The organism is Micromonospora sp. CPCC 205739 (assembly GCF_036906795.1).
Classification (GTDB): domain Bacteria; phylum Actinomycetota; class Actinomycetes; order Mycobacteriales; family Micromonosporaceae; genus Micromonospora.
This window is the reverse complement of record NZ_JBAKHS010000002.1, coordinates 111,729-129,034: the sequence shown is the minus strand read 5'-3', so window position 1 is coordinate 129,034 and position 17,306 is coordinate 111,729. Positions and strand designations below refer to the sequence as shown.

14 protein-coding genes are annotated in these 17,306 nt (G+C 74.7%); 2 read left to right on the top strand and 12 right to left on the bottom strand.

Annotated features, from left to right (window positions below):
* Position 1: 1 nt before the first annotated feature.
* The 5 genes from V6U88_RS04545 to V6U88_RS04525 form a co-directional block, all read right to left on the bottom strand.
* Positions 2 to 1,201, bottom strand: a complete 1,200-nt coding sequence (locus tag V6U88_RS04545) for a bifunctional RNase H/acid phosphatase (RefSeq protein WP_334450073.1) — start codon at positions 1,199 to 1,201, stop codon at positions 2 to 4.
* Positions 1,202 to 1,204: 3 nt separating this feature from the next.
* Complete coding sequence (locus tag V6U88_RS04540) at positions 1,205 to 1,942, bottom strand: zinc ribbon domain-containing protein (RefSeq protein ID WP_334450072.1); 738 nt, start codon at positions 1,940 to 1,942, stop codon at positions 1,205 to 1,207.
* Positions 1,939 to 2,805: a Nif3-like dinuclear metal center hexameric protein gene (locus V6U88_RS04535; protein WP_334450071.1), complete on the bottom strand. Its 867-nt coding sequence runs from the start codon at positions 2,803 to 2,805 to the stop codon at positions 1,939 to 1,941. Before V6U88_RS04535 ends, V6U88_RS04540 begins: the two co-directional genes overlap by 4 nt.
* Positions 2,806 to 3,013: 208 nt before the next feature.
* Positions 3,014 to 3,592: a flavoprotein gene (locus tag V6U88_RS04530; RefSeq protein ID WP_334450070.1), complete on the bottom strand. Its 579-nt coding sequence runs from the start codon at positions 3,590 to 3,592 to the stop codon at positions 3,014 to 3,016.
* Positions 3,593 to 3,608: 16 nt separating this feature from the next.
* Positions 3,609 to 4,835 (bottom strand): helix-turn-helix domain-containing protein, encoded by a 1,227-nt coding sequence (locus V6U88_RS04525; protein WP_334450069.1) that lies wholly within the window; start codon positions 4,833 to 4,835, stop codon positions 3,609 to 3,611.
* 249 nt (positions 4,836 to 5,084) lie between these two features.
* Here V6U88_RS04525 and V6U88_RS04520 point away from each other — a divergent pair, with 249 nt between their 5' ends.
* The gene (locus V6U88_RS04520; RefSeq protein WP_334450068.1) at positions 5,085 to 5,756 is read left to right on the top strand and encodes a bifunctional DNA primase/polymerase; all 672 of its coding nucleotides are present in this window, start codon (positions 5,085 to 5,087) and stop codon (positions 5,754 to 5,756) included.
* Between the two features lie 280 nt (positions 5,757 to 6,036).
* On the opposite strand, the gene V6U88_RS04515 is transcribed toward V6U88_RS04520, so the two are convergent.
* The 5 genes from V6U88_RS04515 to V6U88_RS04495 are packed head-to-tail and all read right to left on the bottom strand — an operon-like array spanning position 6,037 to position 12,270.
* The gene (locus V6U88_RS04515; RefSeq protein WP_334450594.1) at positions 6,037 to 6,759 is read right to left on the bottom strand and encodes an FAD:protein FMN transferase; all 723 of its coding nucleotides are present in this window, start codon (positions 6,757 to 6,759) and stop codon (positions 6,037 to 6,039) included.
* Positions 6,760 to 6,808: 49 nt separating this feature from the next.
* Positions 6,809 to 7,393 (bottom strand): FMN-binding protein, encoded by a 585-nt coding sequence (locus V6U88_RS04510; RefSeq protein ID WP_334450067.1) that lies wholly within the window; start codon positions 7,391 to 7,393, stop codon positions 6,809 to 6,811.
* A 13-nt stretch (positions 7,394 to 7,406) separates the two neighbouring features.
* Positions 7,407 to 8,828, bottom strand: a complete 1,422-nt coding sequence (locus V6U88_RS04505) for a ferredoxin reductase family protein (protein ID WP_334450065.1) — start codon at positions 8,826 to 8,828, stop codon at positions 7,407 to 7,409.
* Positions 8,825 to 10,204 carry a DUF1501 domain-containing protein gene (locus V6U88_RS04500; protein WP_334450064.1) on the bottom strand — a complete coding sequence of 460 codons (1,380 nt, stop codon included), beginning with the start codon at positions 10,202 to 10,204 and terminating at the stop codon, positions 8,825 to 8,827. The genes V6U88_RS04505 and V6U88_RS04500 overlap by 4 nt, the downstream gene beginning before the upstream one ends.
* 8 nt (positions 10,205 to 10,212) lie before the next feature.
* On the bottom strand, positions 10,213 to 12,270 hold the full coding sequence (locus V6U88_RS04495; protein WP_334450063.1) for a DUF1800 domain-containing protein: 2,058 nt from the start codon (positions 12,268 to 12,270) through the stop codon (positions 10,213 to 10,215).
* Positions 12,271 to 12,723: 453 nt separating this feature from the next.
* Between V6U88_RS04495 and V6U88_RS04490 the strand changes: the two genes are divergently transcribed.
* On the top strand, positions 12,724 to 12,981 hold the full coding sequence (locus V6U88_RS04490) for a DUF3040 domain-containing protein (protein WP_334450062.1): 258 nt from the start codon (positions 12,724 to 12,726) through the stop codon (positions 12,979 to 12,981).
* Positions 12,982 to 13,092: 111 nt separating this feature from the next.
* On the opposite strand, the gene V6U88_RS04485 is transcribed toward V6U88_RS04490, so the two are convergent.
* Both V6U88_RS04485 and V6U88_RS04480 read right to left on the bottom strand, forming a co-directional pair.
* Positions 13,093 to 14,070 (bottom strand): SWIM zinc finger family protein, encoded by a 978-nt coding sequence (locus V6U88_RS04485; RefSeq protein WP_442934563.1) that lies wholly within the window; start codon positions 14,068 to 14,070, stop codon positions 13,093 to 13,095.
* Positions 14,067 to 17,255 (bottom strand): DEAD/DEAH box helicase, encoded by a 3,189-nt coding sequence (locus V6U88_RS04480; protein WP_334450061.1) that lies wholly within the window; start codon positions 17,253 to 17,255, stop codon positions 14,067 to 14,069. Before V6U88_RS04480 ends, V6U88_RS04485 begins: the two co-directional genes overlap by 4 nt.
* Between the last annotated feature and the right edge of the window lie 51 nt (positions 17,256 to 17,306).

Sequence of the window (17,306 nt, the reverse complement as noted above, 5' to 3'; positions counted from 1 at the left end):
GTCAGCGCGCGGCGAGGTGGGCGGTGTCGTTGACGCTGCGCACCGCCACACCGCCGTCGGGCCACATGTCCAGCACCGAGATGCCGGCCGCGTCCAGGTAGAGCCGGTGCAGGAAGGCGTCGCCGGCCGCCAGGGCGTCCCGCAACGCCAGCTTGATCGGCGAGACGTGCGAGACGACCACCACGGTCTCCCCCTGGTACGCCTCACGCAGCGCCGCCACCGCCCGGTCGACCCGCTCCGCGACGGTGGTGAACGACTCCCCGCCGGGCGGCGCGATCCGGGTCGAGGCGAGCCAGGCGTCCAGCTCCCCCGGCCACTGGTCGCGTACCTCGGCGAAGGTCTTGCCGTCCCAGTCGCCGAAGTCGCACTCGACCCAGTCGTCCTGCCGGCGTACCGGGATGCCGCCGACCGCCCCGGCGATCGCCTCGGCGGTCGCCGTACACCTGGACAGCGGTGAGCTGACGACGGCCGCGACGGACGGGGCCAGCTCGGCCACCCGCGCGGCGGTGGCCCGGGCCTGGGCCTGACCCGCGTCGGAGAGCGGGACGTCGGCGCGGCCGGCGTAACGGTGCTGCACGGTCCACTCGGTCTCGCCGTGGCGGACCAGGATCAGCCGGGTGGCGGTGAAGCTGGGCCGCGGCTCCCAGGAGGGCTTCGTGGTCGCCGGGTCGGTGCCGGTGGTACGGGAGGCGGCGCGGGCGGCGACCTCGCGGGCCTGCGCGCGGGCCGCCGAGTCGGCGGCGGCCACCTCGCGGGGCGGCTCGGCGGCGGCCCGCTTCGGCGGCTTGCCGGCGGCGGCGTCCATCGCCGCGTTGGCCAGCGCGTCGGCGTGCCGGTTGCGCTCGCGCGGGATCCAGCTGAACCGGACCGACTCGAAGCGGTCGACCAGGGCGGCGGCCTTCGCGGCGAGCGGGCGCAGCCCCGGGTGCTTGATCTGCCAGCGGCCGCACATCTGCTCGACCACCAGCTTGGAGTCCATCCGCGCCTCGACCTCGGCCGCGCCCAGCTCGGCGGCGGCCTCCAGCCCGGCGATCAGCCCCCGGTACTCGGCGACGTTGTTGGTGGAGACCCCGATCGCCTCGGAGCGCTCCAGCAGCACCTCACCGGAGGCCGGGTCCCGGACCACCGCGCCGTAGCCGGCCGGGCCCGGGTTGCCCCGGGACCCGCCGTCGGCCTCGACGACGACCGCGCGCACCGCCACCGGCTACAGACCCGACTCGTTGGTGCGGACCATGATCCGGCGGCACTCCTCGCAGCGGACCACGTCGTCCGGGTCCGCCTTGCGGATGCGGGACAGGTCGGCGCCGGAGAGCTCCAGCCGGCAGCCACCGCAGCGGCCGGCGGTGAGCAGCGCCGCACCGAGGCCGGTGTCCTCGCGGATCTTGTCGTAGAGGGTGACCAGGTCGGCCGGGAGGTCGGCGGCGAGCGGCTTGCGGGCCGTCTTCTTGAACTCCTCCTCCTTGGCGATCTCGGCCAGGGCGTCGTCCCGGCGCTGCTCGGCCGCCGCGCGGCGCTCGCGCGCGTCGGCCATCCGGGCCTCGATCCCGTCCAGTACGCCCTGCGCGGTCTCCCGCTGCTCCATCAGCTCCAGCTCGGCGTCCTCCAGGTCGCCCTGCCGCCGGTTCAGCGAGACCAGCTCGTGCTGGAGCGCCTCCAGTTCGCGGGCCGGGCCGGAGCCGGCGGCCAGCCGGGCCTCGTCCTTGGTCTTGCGGGCCCGGACCTGGTCGACGTCCTTCTCCAGCCGGGCGATGTCGCGGTCCAGGTCGTCCACGGCGACCTGGGCGCGGGCCCGCTCGTCCTCCAGCGCGGAGAGCTCCCGGGCCAGCCCCTCCAGCTCGGCCCGCTCGGGCAGGACGCGGCGGCGGTGGGCGAGCTGGGCGAGGGCGGTGTCGATGGCCTGCAGATCAAGCAGGCGGCGCTGGACCTGGGGTTCAGCCTTCACGGTCGGGGCTCCTTGTCGTCCAGTGCGGGCGCGGCGGCGTGCACGGTCCAGGGGTCGGTGTCCAGGTCGGACACCACGGTCTCGACGTCGAGGTCGGCCCGCAGGTGGGCGGCCAGGTCGTCCAACCAGGGTCGTTCCGTCGCCCAGTGGGCGGCGTCGAGCAGGGCGGGTCCGCCGGCGGCGAGGTGTTCGCCCGCCGGGTGGTGCCGCAGGTCGGCGGTGAGGAAGGCGTCCACCCCGGCGGCGGTCGCCTCGGCCAGGAAGGCGTCGCCGGAGCCGCCGCTGACCGCGAGGGTACGCACGATACGCGCGGGATCGCCCGCGGCGCGAACTCCCCAGGCGGTGGCGGGCAGCACGGCGGCGGCGTGCCGGGTCAGCTCGGCCAGGGTCATCGGGGTGGGCAGCTCCCCGATCCGGCCGATGCCCCGGCCCGGGCCGTCGGCCGGGGCGCCGGGCGACGGGCGGTGCAGCGGGCGCAGCCCGGTCAGCCCGAACCGGGCGGCGAGCGCGTCGGAGACCCCCGGGGCCGCCACGTCGGCGTTGGTGTGCGCGACGTACAGGGCGACGCCGGCCCGGATCAGGTCGTGCACGATCCGCCCCTTGTACGTCGTCGGGGCGACCGAGGAGACGCCGCGCAGCAGCAGCGGATGGTGGGCGACGATCATGTCGGCGCCGGCGGCGCGCGCCTCGGCGACCGTCTCGGGCACCACGTCGACCACGCAGGCGACCCGGCGTACGGCGGCGGTGGGCTCACCGAGCACCAGACCGACCCGGTCCCACTCCTCGGCCCAGGAGGGCGGATACCGGCGCTCCAGGACCGCCACCACGTCGGCGACGGTCGGTGCGGCTGCGGTTGTGCTCACGGCCGGTCAGCTTACCGGCGCGCACGGGTCGCCACGGCCTCGCCCGCCGCCCGTGTCCCCCGGCACGCCCACGTGATCCCCGCCAGTGCCCGGCCGCCGCCCGGCGTGATCCGCACCGTTTGCGGCGTGTCGGGGTGTGCGGGCGCGCGGGACACCCCGACACGCCGCAAACGGGGCGGGGGCGACCACGGCGGGGACGGGGGCCGGGTCAGGCGGCCGAGGTGACGCGCGACCGGTCGCGCAGGGCGGCGATCCCGACCTCCCACGGGAAGGCGTGCAGGTGCCGCTCCCCCGTGCCCGGCGCGTGCAGGGGGAAGACGTGGTCGCCGAAGAGCACCGTGGTGCCCCACTCGCGCAACCGGGCCAGGCCGGCCCGGAAGGCCGGGTGGGCGGCCATCGCGGCATTGGTGAACGGCACCGCCACCACGGGCAGCCCCTTGCCCTGCCCCTCGACCAGCAGGCCGAGCGCGAGCGTGTCGGTGATCCCCGCCGCCCACTTGTTGACCGTGTTGACCGTCGCCGGGCAGACGATCATGGCGTTGGCCGGGGGCAGCAGGTCGGGGTCGCCCACGTTCTTGTAGTGGGTGCGTACCGGGTGACCGGTCTGCCGGGCCAGCGCGCCCCGGTCGACGAACTTCGCCCCGTCGGGCGTGGTCACCAGGCAGACCTCCCAGCCGTCCTGCTGGGCCAGCTCGACCAGGCGACCGACGTGGCGGGCCAGCGGCGAACCGCAGGCGATGACGTAGAGCACCTCGCGGCGCTCGCTGCTCGGGTGCGGGCCGCTCATCCGGCCGGCACCGTGCTCATACTCCGACTCCCATGTGCTCAGCCAACTCCGCTATCGGCGAAGGCGGCGCACCACGTGTGCGACGCAGCACGTCCGACATCACCTCGTGGGCGATCGGCCGGCAGCGGATCTCCGAGGGCGCGAGCCGGTCGCCGCGCAGCAGCATCTCCCCGGCGTTGGCCACGTCGCCGATCTGGGCGAAGCCCCGGGCGATGTCGAGCAGGTGGTGGGCCCGGCGTTCGGGCAGCAGCGCGTTGAACGCGGGCTCCGCGAGGCGCTGGTGGATCTCCACCGCCCGGCCGCCGTCGCCCAGTTCGACCGCCGCGGCGGCCCGGTGCAGCTCCAGGTTGGTCGGGCCGAACGAGGTCCAGTAGTGGTTCTGGTCGCCGCCGAGCAGGGTGGCCGCCTCGTGGGCGCCGTTGAGCAGGTCGTCCACGGTCGCGGAGTCGCCGATCCGGGCGGCGGCCATCGCGCCCTGCAGCAGCAGCATGCCGTAGACGGAGAGCCGGTCCGGGGAGGCCTCGTTGCTCCCGCCCGGGGCGAGCCGGTTGGCGATGGTGACGTTCAGCTCCAGCGCGGGCCGGGCCCGGCCCATCGCCACCAGCGCGTTGCAGACCCGGGTGGTGGCGACGCCGGCCAGGAGCTGGTCGTCGGCGCGCTGGGCGACCGCCATCGAACGGTCGGCGGCCAGCCAGGCCAGCTCGCACTCGCCGAGCTTGCGCAGCACCGAGGAGGCGATCTGGTAGACCTGCCCGAGCAGGTGGGCCGCCTCGCACGCCTGGTCGCCCCGGTAGCCCGCGTCGGCGGCCTGGGCGTCGCGCAGCAACTTCGGCAGCGCCCGGGTCAGCATCCCGTAGCGGCCGTACTGGTAGGTGAGCCAGGCGTGGTTGACGGCCTTGCGCATGTCGGCCAGCGGCGGCGGGTACGGCGCGGCGTCGAAGTAGGCGCTCATCGAGTCGTACCGCTCCAGGGCGGCGCGGATCTCCTGCACCTCGATCTGGTCGATGCAGTTGAGCGCGTCGGTACGCCGCTCCGGGTCCTTGCCGAGCAGCAGTTGCACGTCGACCTGGAGGATGTCGGCGATCTCGTAGAGGACGGAGAACTTGTCGAGCCGGCGCACCCCGCGCTCGACCTTGTCGACCCAGCTCTTGGACTTGCCCAGCCGATCGGCGAAGACCTGTTGCGACATCTTGCGCCGGCCCCGCCAGTAGGCCACCCGCCGTCCTATGGGTAGCTCGTCCATCCCCTGCTCCTCCCCCTCGTCGCCCGTCCGGCGGATCTCCGGACGGCCCCCCGCGGGTGCGGCGCTCCGTCCGTCCCAGGTTTTCGCTGGTCGCACAGGTTGTACGTCGGCCGTACGGCCAGTCCTCGTAGTTTTCGTGCAAGTTGCACGAGCCGTTCGACAGCTCAACGATCGCGGGTTACGGCAGTGACGGTGCTCGACATACCGCCTGACGGGTTGACCGGTCGGGGCGAGGGGAGATCACGAATCATGTGGGGGAACGTCGGACCGCGGGTCGCCCAGCTCTCGCCGATCGAACGGGTCCGGCTGCGCCGGATCGCCGTCCGGTACGCCGCGCACGGTTGGGAGGTCACCCCGGGCGCCTGCCTGGCGCGCAGCCGCTTCGTCTGCGGTCGGGCCGGCTGCCCGACGGTCGGTTGCCACCCGGCCCTGGAGAACTGGGAGTACGCGGCCAGCGCCGACCCGGCCCGGGTGGCGACCTGGTGGCGCAGCCGCCCGCACGGGGTGCTGCTGCCGACCGGGCGGGCGTTCGACGTGCTGGAGGTGCCCGCCCACCTCGGCCGGCACGTCCTCGACGCGATCCCGGCGCACCCGGCCGGCCCCGGCGTCCGGGGCCCGGTGCTGATGACCCCGACCGGTCGCTGGATGTTCCTCGTCCGCCCCGGCGACCCGCTGCGGCCGGAGCTGGAGCACTGCTTCCACGTGGTACGCCACGGCCCGGGCTCGTGGATCGCGGCGCCGCCGACCCGGCTGCCCGAGGGGCCGGTGCGCTGGGTGGTCGCCCCGGAGCAGGCGCGCTGGCAGCTCCCCGACTCGTACCTGGTGCAGAACACCCTGGTCGACGCGCTGCGGGCCAGCGGGGTGACGCTGACGCCGGAGCTGCTCCCCGGGCAGCTCCCGCTTCCCCGACGGGGCCACTGATCCCTCGGTCGGGTCACCGGCAGCGTCCCCGCCGGGGCCGGGCTCGTTGGACCGGTGACGGCGCGCACGCGCCGGGAGCGGGGGTACGTGATGGCCAGTGACGACGCGACGTGGCCCACCGGCGGCACCGAGCCGCCGCCGCACCACCGGCGGCCCCACCGCCGGTCGCGCACCAGACCGGGCGGCTCCCGCCCGGAACGCGCTCGCCCCGCCGGCTCCCGTCCGGCCGGCAGCCCCCGCCCCGCCCGCTGACCCCTTGCACCCACCGAGCCCGCGCGGGTCAGTCGCTGAGCGGAAGGTCGGTGGAGTGCAGCAGGCGGGCGTCGTCGGTGACGACCGCGTGCCGGTGGTCGGTGAGGCGGTCCAGCCAGCCGATGCCGGCCTCGCCCATGGCCACCGCCGCGGTGGCGTACGCGTCGGCGACCCCGAGGTCCGCGCCGACCACGGTGACCGAGCGCAGGCCCCGGGCCGGCTCGCCCCGGCGCGGATCGCGCACGTGCTGGCCCCGGTGCTGCACGCCCGAGGTGGCGATCGCCAGGTCGCTGCCGGCGAGGACCAGACAGGTGGCCATCGGGTTCCACGGGTGGGCGACGCCGATCCGCCACGCCTCCCGGGTGGGTGACAGTCCCCGGACCACCACGTCGCCCCCGGCGTTCAGGCAGTGGTTGGCCGCTCCGGCGGCGACCAGCCGGTCCGAGGCGACCTGCGCCGACCAGCCCTTCACGTAGCCGGACGGGTCGAGCCGGCCGGTGGCGTACGCGTCGAAGTAGCCGTCGGTGGCGGCCCACAGGTCGGCGCAGCGCTCCAGCACCGCCCGCAGGTCCGCCGAGGCGTCGGCCAGCCGCAGCTCGCCCCGGTCCAGGCGGCACACCTCGCTGTCGTCGGAGTAGGTGCTGAACCGGGCGTCGACCTCGCGCAGCCAGCCGAAGGTCTCCTCGGCGAGGTCGCGCAGGGCCGCGGCGGGCAGGTCGTCGGCCAGGTCGAGGCTGATCGCCGTACCCATGACGTGCTCGACCCGGCGCAGGCCGGGACGGACCGGCGAGACCGGCACCTCAGCCGGCCCGGTCGATCGCCGCCTGGAGCGACTGCTGGTACGCGTTGCTGGTGGCGGTGGCGTCGGTGACGGTGTTCAGGTCGGCGCTCTGCTTCTGCACCACCTCACCGCTGGTGCCGCTGTAGGTGCGCTGCACGTCGTCGCTGCGCTGGCCCGACTGCCCGCTCTGCGGCAGGCCGATCCCGGTGACGTTGACGATCTGGCTGCCGGAGAGGGTGATCTGCACGTGCAGCGTGCCGAACTCGTACTTGACGTCCGGGCCGCGCACCGTGCGCAGGGCCGGCTTCGGCGCGCTGGTGGTGGCCCTGGGCGCGGCGGGCGATTTGCCGGTGGTGCTCCGCGCGCCCGGGGTGCGGGGCGCGGCGGTGGTCGGTCGCGCCGCCGGGGCGCGGCCCGAGGCGGTGGGCCGGGGCGCGGGACGCACCGTGCCCGCCGTGCCCGGTTCGCCGGCCGCGGGGGCGACGGACGCCTGGCCGGCCGGGAGGTCCTGGGCGACCTGACCGACGCCCGGGGAACCCTTGAGCACCACCAGCGCACTGGTGCTGGCGGCCAGACCGGTGATCGCGAGGATCGCGCGACGCATGGCGGTTGCCTCTCTACAACTCGAACGTGGCGAGGTGGATCTGCCCCCGGGGCACACCGGCGGCGCGCAGCACCCGCACCGACTCCTCGACCAGCCCAGACGGGCCGCAGAGGTAGACGTCGCGGCGGGCCACGTCGGGCACCAGCCGGCGCAGACCCTCGGGGTTCATCACCTGACGGGGGCCGGCGTCGTCGCGGGAGCCGATGACGTACCAGACGGAGGCCTGGCGGGCCTGGGCGAGCCAGTCCAGCTCGTGGTGCAGCAGCACGTCGGCCGGGGTACGGGCGCGGTAGATCAGCGCGGCGCCGGGCGGCAGCTCCTCCAGCATCGCGCGCAGCGGGGCGATGCCGCTGCCGCCGGCGATCAGCAGGGCACGCTCCCGGGTGCGGTGCGCGGCGGTGAAGGTGCCGGACGGCCCCTCCGCCCAGACCCGGGTACCCGGGTCGAGGTCGCGCAGGTCGGCGGTGTGCGAACCGACCACCTTGACGGTCAGCCGCAGCCAGCGGCCGTTGGCCGCCGCGGAGAGCGAGAACGGGTGCGACTGCCACCAGCAGCCGCGGGTGAGGAACCGCCAGCGGAAGTACTGCCCGCCGAGCATGTCGATCTGGTTGAGCCGCTCGCCGGTCAGGTAGATCGAGATGGTGTCCGGGGTCTCGGCGACCACGTCGGCCACCCGCAGCCGGTGCCGCAGGTTGAAGCGCAGCGGGGCGACCAGCCGTCCCCAGACCAGCGCGGCGACCACCAGCAGGTAGGCGGCGATCCAGCCGGTGCGCACCGGACCGGGCGGAAAGAGCTGGGCGCCGTTGCTGAACTGGTGACCGAAGCCCAGCAGCAGGGCCGCGTAGCTGGTCAGGTGCAGGTGGTACCAGAGCTCGTAGGGCAGCAGGGTGCGGATCGCCCGGACGCCGGTGCAGCCGACCAGCACCATGATGCCGGCGGCGGCGAACGCGGAGAGCATGTCCTCGTAGTCGCGCAGCAGCACGCCCACCTCACCCAGCACCGACTGCTCGTCGGCCTCGGCGTAGGCCACCACCAGCAGCGACATGTGGGTGAGCACCGCGACGAGCAGGGTGGCCCCGACGTCCCGGTGCAGCCGGGAGATCCGCTCGCCGCCGAGTGCGCGTTCCAGCACGCCGAGGCGGCTCATCATCAGCACCTGCACCAGCAGCAGGTAGCCGGCGACCAGGCCGGTGATCCGCCCGGCGGCGGTGAGCACGTCGGCGGTGTCGGCCAGCGAACCGGCCGGGGTGTCCAGCCACCAGGGCAGCACGCTGGCCACCAGGCCGAGCCAGAACAGCGCGGACAGCGCGCGCCGGCCGCCGGGCCCGCGCCGGGGCAGCACCGGTGTCGGGGGTACGGGGGCGGCCGAACGGCCGCCGTGCCGGGACGAGGTCCCGGTACGGCGGCCGCCGGCGTACGTTTCCTGGTACGTCACGCGTACAGCTTCATGGGGGTGTACTTCTGCCTCGGGAAGATCTTGTCCACCTCGGCGTTGGTCAGGCCGAACCGCCCCTGCGCCACGCTTCCGTAGACGTTGAACATGTTGTTGTACTCAGGTACGTCGCCACTGTCCAGATCGTTCAACCCGTTCCAGGTGCCGAGCAGCGAGCCGGCGAGCTTGCGGCCGGAGAGCAGGGTGACCACGCCGCCGTGGCCGTGGTCGGTGCCGCCGCTGTTGGAGGCGACCCGGCGGCCGAACTCGCTGGACACCATGATGGTGACGTCGGCGGCCCGGTCACCGAGGTCGGTGAAGAACGCGGCCATCGCCGTGGCCAGCTCGTTGAGCCGCCGGTAGAGCTGACCGCCGTCGCGGGTGCCCTGGTTCTCGTGGGTGTCGTAGCCGCCCATGCCGACGGTGGCCACCCGGACGTTCGCCCCACCCTTGATGAGCTGGGCGAGCTGCTGGAACGCGTACCCGACGCCCTCGTACTTCACCCCGGCCGCCGGCTGGTACGGCTTGGCCGCCAGCCGCTGCGCCGTGGCCAGCGCGCCCATGCCGTCGAGCACCGCCTCCTGGACCGGGTGGTTGATCCCGGTGAACAGGCCCCGGATCGCCTTCTCGGTGGCCGCCCGGTACTTCTCGTCGCCGTTGAGCCGCAGCGAACCGACGTTGTTGATCGACAGCGCGCCGTTGTTGCCCACCAGCGACCGGGGCAGCGTGCTGCCGATGCCGACGCTGCGGAACGCGGTGCCCTTGCCGAGGTTGTCGACCAGGTTGTCCAGCCACCCCCGGCCGCCGGTCTGGTTGGGCAGGCCACCCAGGTTGCAGGCGTCCGCGGCCTGGAAGTGGCTGCGCGACAGCCGCTCGTCGGAGACCGCCGGGATGAAGCCGAGCTGGCCGGCCTTGAGCCACTGCTCGAGCGGCTTGAAGGCGCTGGTCAGCTTGAAGCCGCGGCCGACGGGCAGCGAGTCGTTGCCGAGCAGCAGGTCGGGCCGGGCCTTGGCCAGCACCGGGTCGTTGTCCGGAGCGACCAGGCTGAGTCCGTCCAGCCCGCCGTAGAGGAAGACGTGGATCAGGGTGCCGGTCTTCGTGGCGGCGAACGACGCCGAGGTGGTGACGAACTGCGCGGTGGCCAGCGCGGTGGCGGTGGCGGCGGCACCGGCGACGAAGGTACGCCGGGTCACCCCCCGCCCGTCCTGCTGGGCCTCCTCCAGGTCCTCCAGCCGGCGGTAGCGGTCGGCCTCGGCGGCGCTCTCGGCGGCGACGATGTCGGCCTCGGCGCGCAGCAGCGCCTCGGCCGGGTCGTCGGCCAGCCGCCGCACGTCGGGGCATTCGGGGTGCAGGGGGAACGAGTGCACAGTCTTCTCCATCGGGTGCCTCACCGGAGGTGGTGCTGGGGGGAAGCGAGGATCGCCCGCGCGACGGCGGTGACGGCCCCGTTGAACGTCGCGTCGACCTTGGCGCCGGCCGGCACACCGGCGACACCGAGGATCAGCGCCTTCTCCTTGGCGCTCAGCTTCTGGTGCACCAGCCGCTGGGCGAGCGCGTCCACGTACGCCCCGGCGGTCGCCGGCGGCTTCGCCACCAGCTTGTCCGCAGTGGTGTAGGTGAACTCGGTGCGGTAGCCGTTGAGCAGGTCGGCGGCCTCGTTCCAGCCGTTGACCATCGTGCCGGCCGAGGTCCAGGCGACGTAGACGTCCGGGTAGCCGTCCGGCGTGGGCTGACCCATCGGATACTGGCCGAGCTCGCGCAGCTTGTCGTGGATCTGGCGCAGCCCCCGGGCGAACGCCGGGCGCCCACCGTCGGACTTGAAGCCCCGCGACGCCTCCGGCCGGACGTTGAGGGTCCGGTAGGTGGCGATCAGGTACTCCATCGGCCGGCGCACCTTCTGCCCCACCGCCGCCCAGAACTCGGAGGAGCTGAAGAGCGTCATCAGCAGCGGCTTCACCATGCCCTTGTTGACCGTGTACGTCTTGGCCAGCCGGTCCACCAGGGACTTCGGCGGGGTGTCCGAGACGAACCGGGTGGCGAGGCTGCGCGCCACGTACTGGGCGGTCGACGGGTGCAGGGCGATGTAGCGGATGTACGAGTCGATGACCGCGTCGGCCTTCTTCGGGTCCGCCGAGGCGTTCGCGTGGCTGAACCCGAGGATCTTGACCTTGCCGAGGTAGTGCTGGTCGGCGCGGAAGACGTACTTGCCGTCCTGGACGCCCCGGCCGGTCTGGAGCATGGCCGCCTGCCGGACGTCCTTCTCGGTGTAGCCGCCGTCGACGCCGACCGAGTACAGCTCCAGGTTCTCCCGGGCCAGGTTCTCGTTGATGGCGTCCTTGCGGGAGTCGTTCTGGCTCAGGTAGAGCAGCAGGGCGGGGTGCTTGTTCGCGGCGACCAGCATGTCCGGGTAGCTGCCCAGCGCGTTCGCCCGCACGACGTCCCGGTCGAAGGAGTTGCGGTAGACCTCACCGCCGTCGAAGTCGGCGGCGACGTGCAGGAAGTCGTTCCAGAAGTCGACCATCACCTCGAAGAGCTGCCGCTCGGACCAGATCTGGCGGGCGATGGTGGCGTCCACCATCTCCTTCTCCGGCTGCACGCCCTTCTCGTTGAGCTGGTCGCGCTGCTCGCGCAGCTGCATGGGGCTCAGCTTCAGGCTGGGCAGCTCGGCGAGCTTCAGCTCGGCCGGGCTCGGCGCGATCTTCTCCGGGTCGAGCTGCCAGCGGACCCAGCCGTCGATGCCCATCCGGCGGATGTCGGCGAGCGTCTTGGGCGAGGCGCCGAAGGTGGCCCGGCTGGCCAGGTGCCGTACCGGGTCCTTGGCCAGCACCGTCTTCACCGTCACCGGCGTCTCCGCCGCGGCGGCCGCCGGGCCGGAGAACGTCCGCCCCCCGCTGGGGGCGTTCTTCTTCAGCGCGGCCCCGGCCCGGGAGCCCATGTAGCTCTCGTTCTGCTCGGTGTAGGTGCGCACCGTGCTCGCCTGCTGCCCGCTGGGGCGGGCGGCGGTGCCGTCGGTGACGGTGGTGCCAGTCGCGTCGCCGGCCACCGCGTCGTCGCCGCCGAAGAACCCACGCACCGTCGAGTTCATCCCGAGGGCGGCGCCGCCGGCGACCACGGCGGCGGTGCCGCCGATCGCGGCGAGGGCGCGCCGCCGGCCGACCCGACCGCCGGGCTCGCCGTCATCGTCCAGTTGGGGCAGTCCGGTGCCGGCCGGCTGGTGGAACGACTGCCGGCCCAGACCCTCCGGGCCGACCCACTGCGGGCCGCGGGGGGCCGGCGGGGCGGGGTACCCGCCGTACGGCTGGCCGGGGCCCGCCGGGCCCTGGTACTGCGCGGGGTACGACGCGGAGGGGTGGACGTCGCGGTAGCCGTCCGGGGTGGGGTGTTGTCCAGGGGTCCAGCCGCGGTCTTCCCACGGTCCGCGCGGTGGCACATTCTGGTCGGCCATGCACCAATCCCGATTTCTTCAAGGCGCCGACACGCTGCGACCGGAGCGGGGCGGAGGGTGCGGCGACCGTTTGTCTGAGGGGGTTGCCCCGGGAAGGTAGCCAAGGGGTGGGGTGCCTTCAAGGCGCTGATCAGCGGCTCAGGACCACACTTAAGGCACCGCTCAGCAGCGCCGCCGCCGGCCCGGTTTGCGCCCTGTCGGGCCTCGACGTCCAGAGCAGGGGCGACACGTCCCTCCCGGGCCCGGACGTAACGTTTCCGGCCCACGCGACGCTTTCGACCCCGTTCACGGGCACAGCCAAACTTAAGGAAGGGATAAGCCTCTGCTGAGCCGTTCCTGACCCGCGTTCCGGACCGTCCCGCCGGCGCAAAGTGGCAGCAGCGCAAGGGCGTGAGCGGCCGTCGCAGCGGGTAAGCCGCCGGACCGCTGAAGCCGTGAGGGGAAGGCATCGCCATGCTCAGCAAAGAGGATCAGCGCAGATTCGAACAGATCACCCGGCACCTCCGGGAGAGCGACCCGAAGTTCTTCGCGAGACTCGACCATCGGGCGCGGGCCCGACGCGGGCGCTGGCTGATGATCCTGACGATCGTGCTCTGGGCGTCGCTGCCGGCGATGACCGTGCTGGCCGGACGGATGGCCGGCGCGATCTGCGCCGTGGTGCTGGCGGCCAACGCCGCGCTCATGTGGCGGTTCCGCCGCCGCTGGCTTTGACCCGCCGGTGGTAGGCGGCCGGACGTCGGGACGCGTCACCCGGTTCGAGATCGTGGACAGTCGACATCCACCCGGACGACGACCGTCCACGATCCGCCGCGGGCGGCGGGGTCAGGACCGGCCGAAACTCCGGTACGCCCGGCGCAGCCGCTCGAGCAGGCCCGGGCCGCCGATGGCGGCCGCGGGCGCGCCGAGCTGCCGCAGCAGCAGCTCCGGGCCGGTCGCCAGGCTCGGCGGCCGGTCCGGCAGCGGCACCGGCGGCAGCCAGAACCGGTCCACCGCCTCGCCGAGCGGGATCACCGGCAGCCCTGCCAGCACCCGCGCCGCCCCGGCCGCCGCGACCGGTTCCCCGGCGGGGGCCGGGCCGTCGTCGGCCACTTTCGGCGCGAGGGCGTCCGGGTCGGACGGTTCGCGCGTACCGGTGGGACCGGCCGGGCCGGTGCCGCGCAGGGCGCGCAGCCGGTCGAGCAGCTCGGCCCGGCTGCGGCCGCGCCAGTGCAGCAGCTGGAACGGGTCCGCGTCGAACGCCTCAGCCAGCAGGTAGAAGGTCGCCGCCAGGTGTTTGCAGGGCACCGCGAAGTCGGGGCAGCTGCACCGCTGGGTCAGCGCCGCCACCCCGCTCGGAAAGAGCGGGGCGCCGGCGGCGGCGAACACCTCCTCCAGCTCCGCCGGGAGGTCCCCGGCGAGCAGCCGGGCGCTGAAGAACGCCTGCGCGGCGAGATCCCGCTCGACCCGGTCCCAGAGCGCCGCCGGAAACACCGCCAGCTCGATGCCGACCCGGTACGGCTCGGCCCGGGAGCCCTGCACGACGGCCTCGACCCGGCCGGGCGTCACGTCGAGCCGCAGCACCTGGCCGCGCCGCGCGTACGACCGGCCGCGGGTGAGCCGGGTGCCGAGGGCGAACGACTCCAGCACCTCCAGGAAGCGCCGCGACCACCAGGAGACGCCGATCGCGCCCCGGGTGCTGCGCGCCTTCAGCCCGCCGTCGACCCGCCGGGGCGGCCCGAAGTCGGCGAACCGGCCGGCCGGGCCCGCCTCCTCGCCGGCTGCCGGGTCGCCGGGCGGTGGCGTGCGGTCGGGGCCGGTCACTCGACCACCGCCCCGGCCTCCAAGGCGAACAGCTCGCGCAGTTGAGCGGTGGAGAGTTCGGTGACCCACTGCTCCCCGCTGCCCACCACCGAGGCGGCCAGGCTGCGCTTGTCGGCGATCATCGCGGCGACCTTCTCCTCCACCGTGCCGGCACAGACGAACTTGCGTACCTGGACCCGCCGGCGCTGGCCGATCCGGAACGCCCGGTCGGTCGCCTGGTCCTCCACCGCCGGGTTCCACCACCGGTCGACGTGGACGACGTGGTTGGCGGCGGTCAGGGTCAGCCCGGTGCCGCCGGCCTTGAGCGACAGCACGAAGATCGCCGGGCCGTCCGGGGACTGGAACCGGGTGACCATGGCGTCCCGGTCCGCCTTGCCGACCCCGCCGTGCAGGAAGAGCACCTCGCGACCGAAGCGGGCCGAGAGGTGCCCGCGCAGCATCCCGCCGAACTCGGCGTACTGGGTGAAGAGCAGGGCCTTCTCCCCCGCCGCGAGCACCTCGTCGAGGATCTCCTCCAGCCGTTCCAGCTTGCCGGAACGCCCGGGCAGGGCCGAGCCGTCGCGCAGCAGCTGCGCGGGGTGGTTGCAGACCTGCTTGAGCCGGGTCATGGTGGCCAGCACCAGGCCGCGCCGCTCCATGCCGTCGCTGGACTCGATCTTCGCCAGCATGTCGTCCACGATGGCCCGGTAGAGCGACGCCTGCTCGGCGGTGAGGTTGCAGAGCACCTCCATCTCCAGCTTCTCCGGCAGGTCGGAGATGATCGAGGAGTCGGTCTTGAGCCGGCGCAGCACGAACGGGCCGGTCATCCGGCGCAGCCGGGCGGCGACCTCGGCGTCCCCGTGCCGCTCGATCGGCACCGCGTACGCGGTCCGGAAGCTGGCCGCCGGGCCGAGCAGCCCCGGGTTGGCGAACTGCATGATGGACCAGAGGTCGGCCAGCCGGTTCTCCACCGGCGTACCGGTGACCGCGACCCGGTGCCGCGCGGGCAGCGACCGCACCGCCTCGGCCTGCCGGGTCGAGGCGTTCTTGATCGCCTGCGCCTCGTCCACCACCACCCGGTGCCAGCCGATCGAGGCGAGCGCGACCGCGTCCCGGGCCGCCACCGAGTAGGTGGTCACCACCAGGTCGGCCGCGTGCGCCGCCGCGGTGAACTCCTCGCCCCGGGCCCGCTCCGCGCCGTGGTGCACGTGCACGCGCAGCCCCGGGGTGAACTTCGCCGCCTCCCGCTGCCAGTTGCCGACCAGCGACATCGGGCAGACCAGCAGGGTCGGCCCGGCCGCCGGCGGGTCCCCGGCGAGCAGGGCCAGCAGCTGCACCGTCTTGCCCAGCCCCATGTCGTCGGCGAGCACACCGCCGAGCCCGAGTGACTGGAGGAAGGCCAGCCAGGCCAGCCCCCGCCGCTGGTACGGCCGCAGGGTGCCCTTGAAGCCCGGCGGCGGGTCGAGCGGGGTGAGCCGCCGTTCGGCCTCCCCGGCGAGCAGGTCGCCCAGCGGCCCGTCGGCGGTCACCTCCAGCACCGGCAGCGCCTCGGGCCGGTCGGCGCCGGCCAGGCCGAGCCGGAGCAGGTCGGCGACGGTCAGCTCGCCGGAGGAGCGCAGCAGCCGCAGCCCGGCGGCGAGCCGCTTCGGGTCCAGCTCCACCCATTGGCCGCGCAGCCGCACCAGCGGCGTCTTCAACGCGGCCAGCGCGGTCAGCTCGTCGGCGTCGAGCGCCTCGTCGCCGAGCGCCACCTCCCACCGGTAGTCGACCAGGGCGTCCAGGCCGAGCCCGCCGGAGGCGCCGGCGACGGTGCCCGGGGCGGTGCGGCTGCGCGCCTGCAACCGGGCGCCGAGTCGTGCCGACGGGCGTTGCCACCAGGAGGGCAGCAGCACCCCGAAGCCGGCGGCGTGCAGCACCGGGGCGCCGTCGCGCAGGAACCGGTGCGCGCCCTCGACGTCCAGCTCCAACTCCTCCGGGGCCGGGGTCCGCAGCGCGGCGTCCAGCTCCGGCCAGAGCCGGCCGGCCCGGCCCAGCTCGGCCAGGAGCGTCTCCTGCGGGTCGTCGCGCCGGCCGGCGAGCGCGGGTACGGTCTCCGGCGCGCGCCAGACCTGGCCGGCGTCGACGTGCAGGCTCGGCTCGTCGGCGGCCTGCAGGCCGAACTCGACCCGCCAGCGACCGGCGGGCCGGACCACGGTGGCCGGGTCGGCGGGGACCACCACCAGCGGGTCGACGATCTCGTCGGGCGGCGGCTCGACCAGCCGGAAGCTGGCCCGTACCGCACCACCGGCGGCGTCGCGCTGCCAGTTGTCCAGCTCGGTGCGGAGGGTGGCCAGCGCGTCGGGGTCGGTGGTGAACTCCCGGTCCGCCTCGGACAGCGCGGTCAGCCAGTCGGCCACCACCCCGTCGCGGCGGCCGCCCCGGGCCAGGTCGGTGTCGGCCAGCGCGGCCCGGGCGGCGGCGTCGGTGAGCGCGTCCAGCGCGTCGGCCACCAGCCCGCCCGCCCCGGGATCCGCCGACCCGGGACTACCGGACGCATCGGTTCGCCCGGGTCCGCGCCCGTCGGTGAGCACCGGGCGGGCACCCTGCGACGCCGGTCCGGGGTCGACGGACAGCGGCCCGTCGGCGGACCGGGCGGCCGGGGGCAGGGCCAACGCCAGCGACCGGGCCCACCCGGCGTCGGTGCCGGTGAGCAGCGGCCGCCAGAGCGCCCGGGCCACCGTCACCGCCCCGCCGTCGGGCGGAGCCGACTCGGCCAGCCCGGGCAGGACCCGGCCCCGGGACACCAGGTCGACCGCGAACTCGGCCAGCTCGGCGAGGTGGCGCAGGGTGGCGCCCGGTACGGCGGCCGGCCCGTCGAGGGCGCGCAGCAGGGTCAGCGCCGCGTCCGGGCCGTACGTCAGGACGGGCACCCGCCAGCGGGCCAGGGTGACCGGGCCGCGGACCGGCTCGGCGACGGTGGTCCGCACCAGCTCGGGCGAGTCCAGCGGGGAACCGGCCCGGGTGGGCAGGGTGAGCGGCAGGGAACCGGCCTGGGCCGGGACGTCGCCCAGCGCGGTGGCGAGCGTGGCGTGGTCGGCGGCGAACGGGTGGGCGCGCTCGCGCGGGGCCCTTCCGGGCCGGCGGGGCGCCCGGGCGGGCGCGGCGCTGTCCTCCGCCCAGACGGCGAGACCGGCACCGACCAGCCACAACCCGTGGATGACCAGCAAAGCTCCCCCTCGTCGACGCCCGGGCCCAGGATAGGCCGCGCCCACCGGCTA

Excerpts from the sequence above, each read along its gene's own strand:
- V6U88_RS04500 (WP_334450064.1), bottom strand. The coding sequence starts at position 10,204 with ATGGAGAAGACTGTGCACTCGTTCCCCCTGCACCCCGAATGCCCCGAC.
- V6U88_RS04525 (WP_334450069.1), bottom strand. The coding sequence starts at position 4,835 with ATGGACGAGCTACCCATAGGACGGCGGGTGGCCTACTGGCGGGGCCGG.
- V6U88_RS04490 (WP_334450062.1), top strand. The coding sequence starts at position 12,724 with ATGCTCAGCAAAGAGGATCAGCGCAGATTCGAACAGATCACCCGGCAC.
- V6U88_RS04530 (WP_334450070.1), bottom strand. The coding sequence starts at position 3,592 with ATGAGCGGCCCGCACCCGAGCAGCGAGCGCCGCGAGGTGCTCTACGTC.
- V6U88_RS04520 (WP_334450068.1), top strand. The coding sequence starts at position 5,085 with ATGTGGGGGAACGTCGGACCGCGGGTCGCCCAGCTCTCGCCGATCGAA.
- V6U88_RS04495 (WP_334450063.1), bottom strand. The coding sequence starts at position 12,270 with ATGGCCGACCAGAATGTGCCACCGCGCGGACCGTGGGAAGACCGCGGC.
- V6U88_RS04510 (WP_334450067.1), bottom strand. The coding sequence starts at position 7,393 with ATGCGTCGCGCGATCCTCGCGATCACCGGTCTGGCCGCCAGCACCAGT.
- V6U88_RS04515 (WP_334450594.1), bottom strand. The coding sequence starts at position 6,759 with ATGGGTACGGCGATCAGCCTCGACCTGGCCGACGACCTGCCCGCCGCG.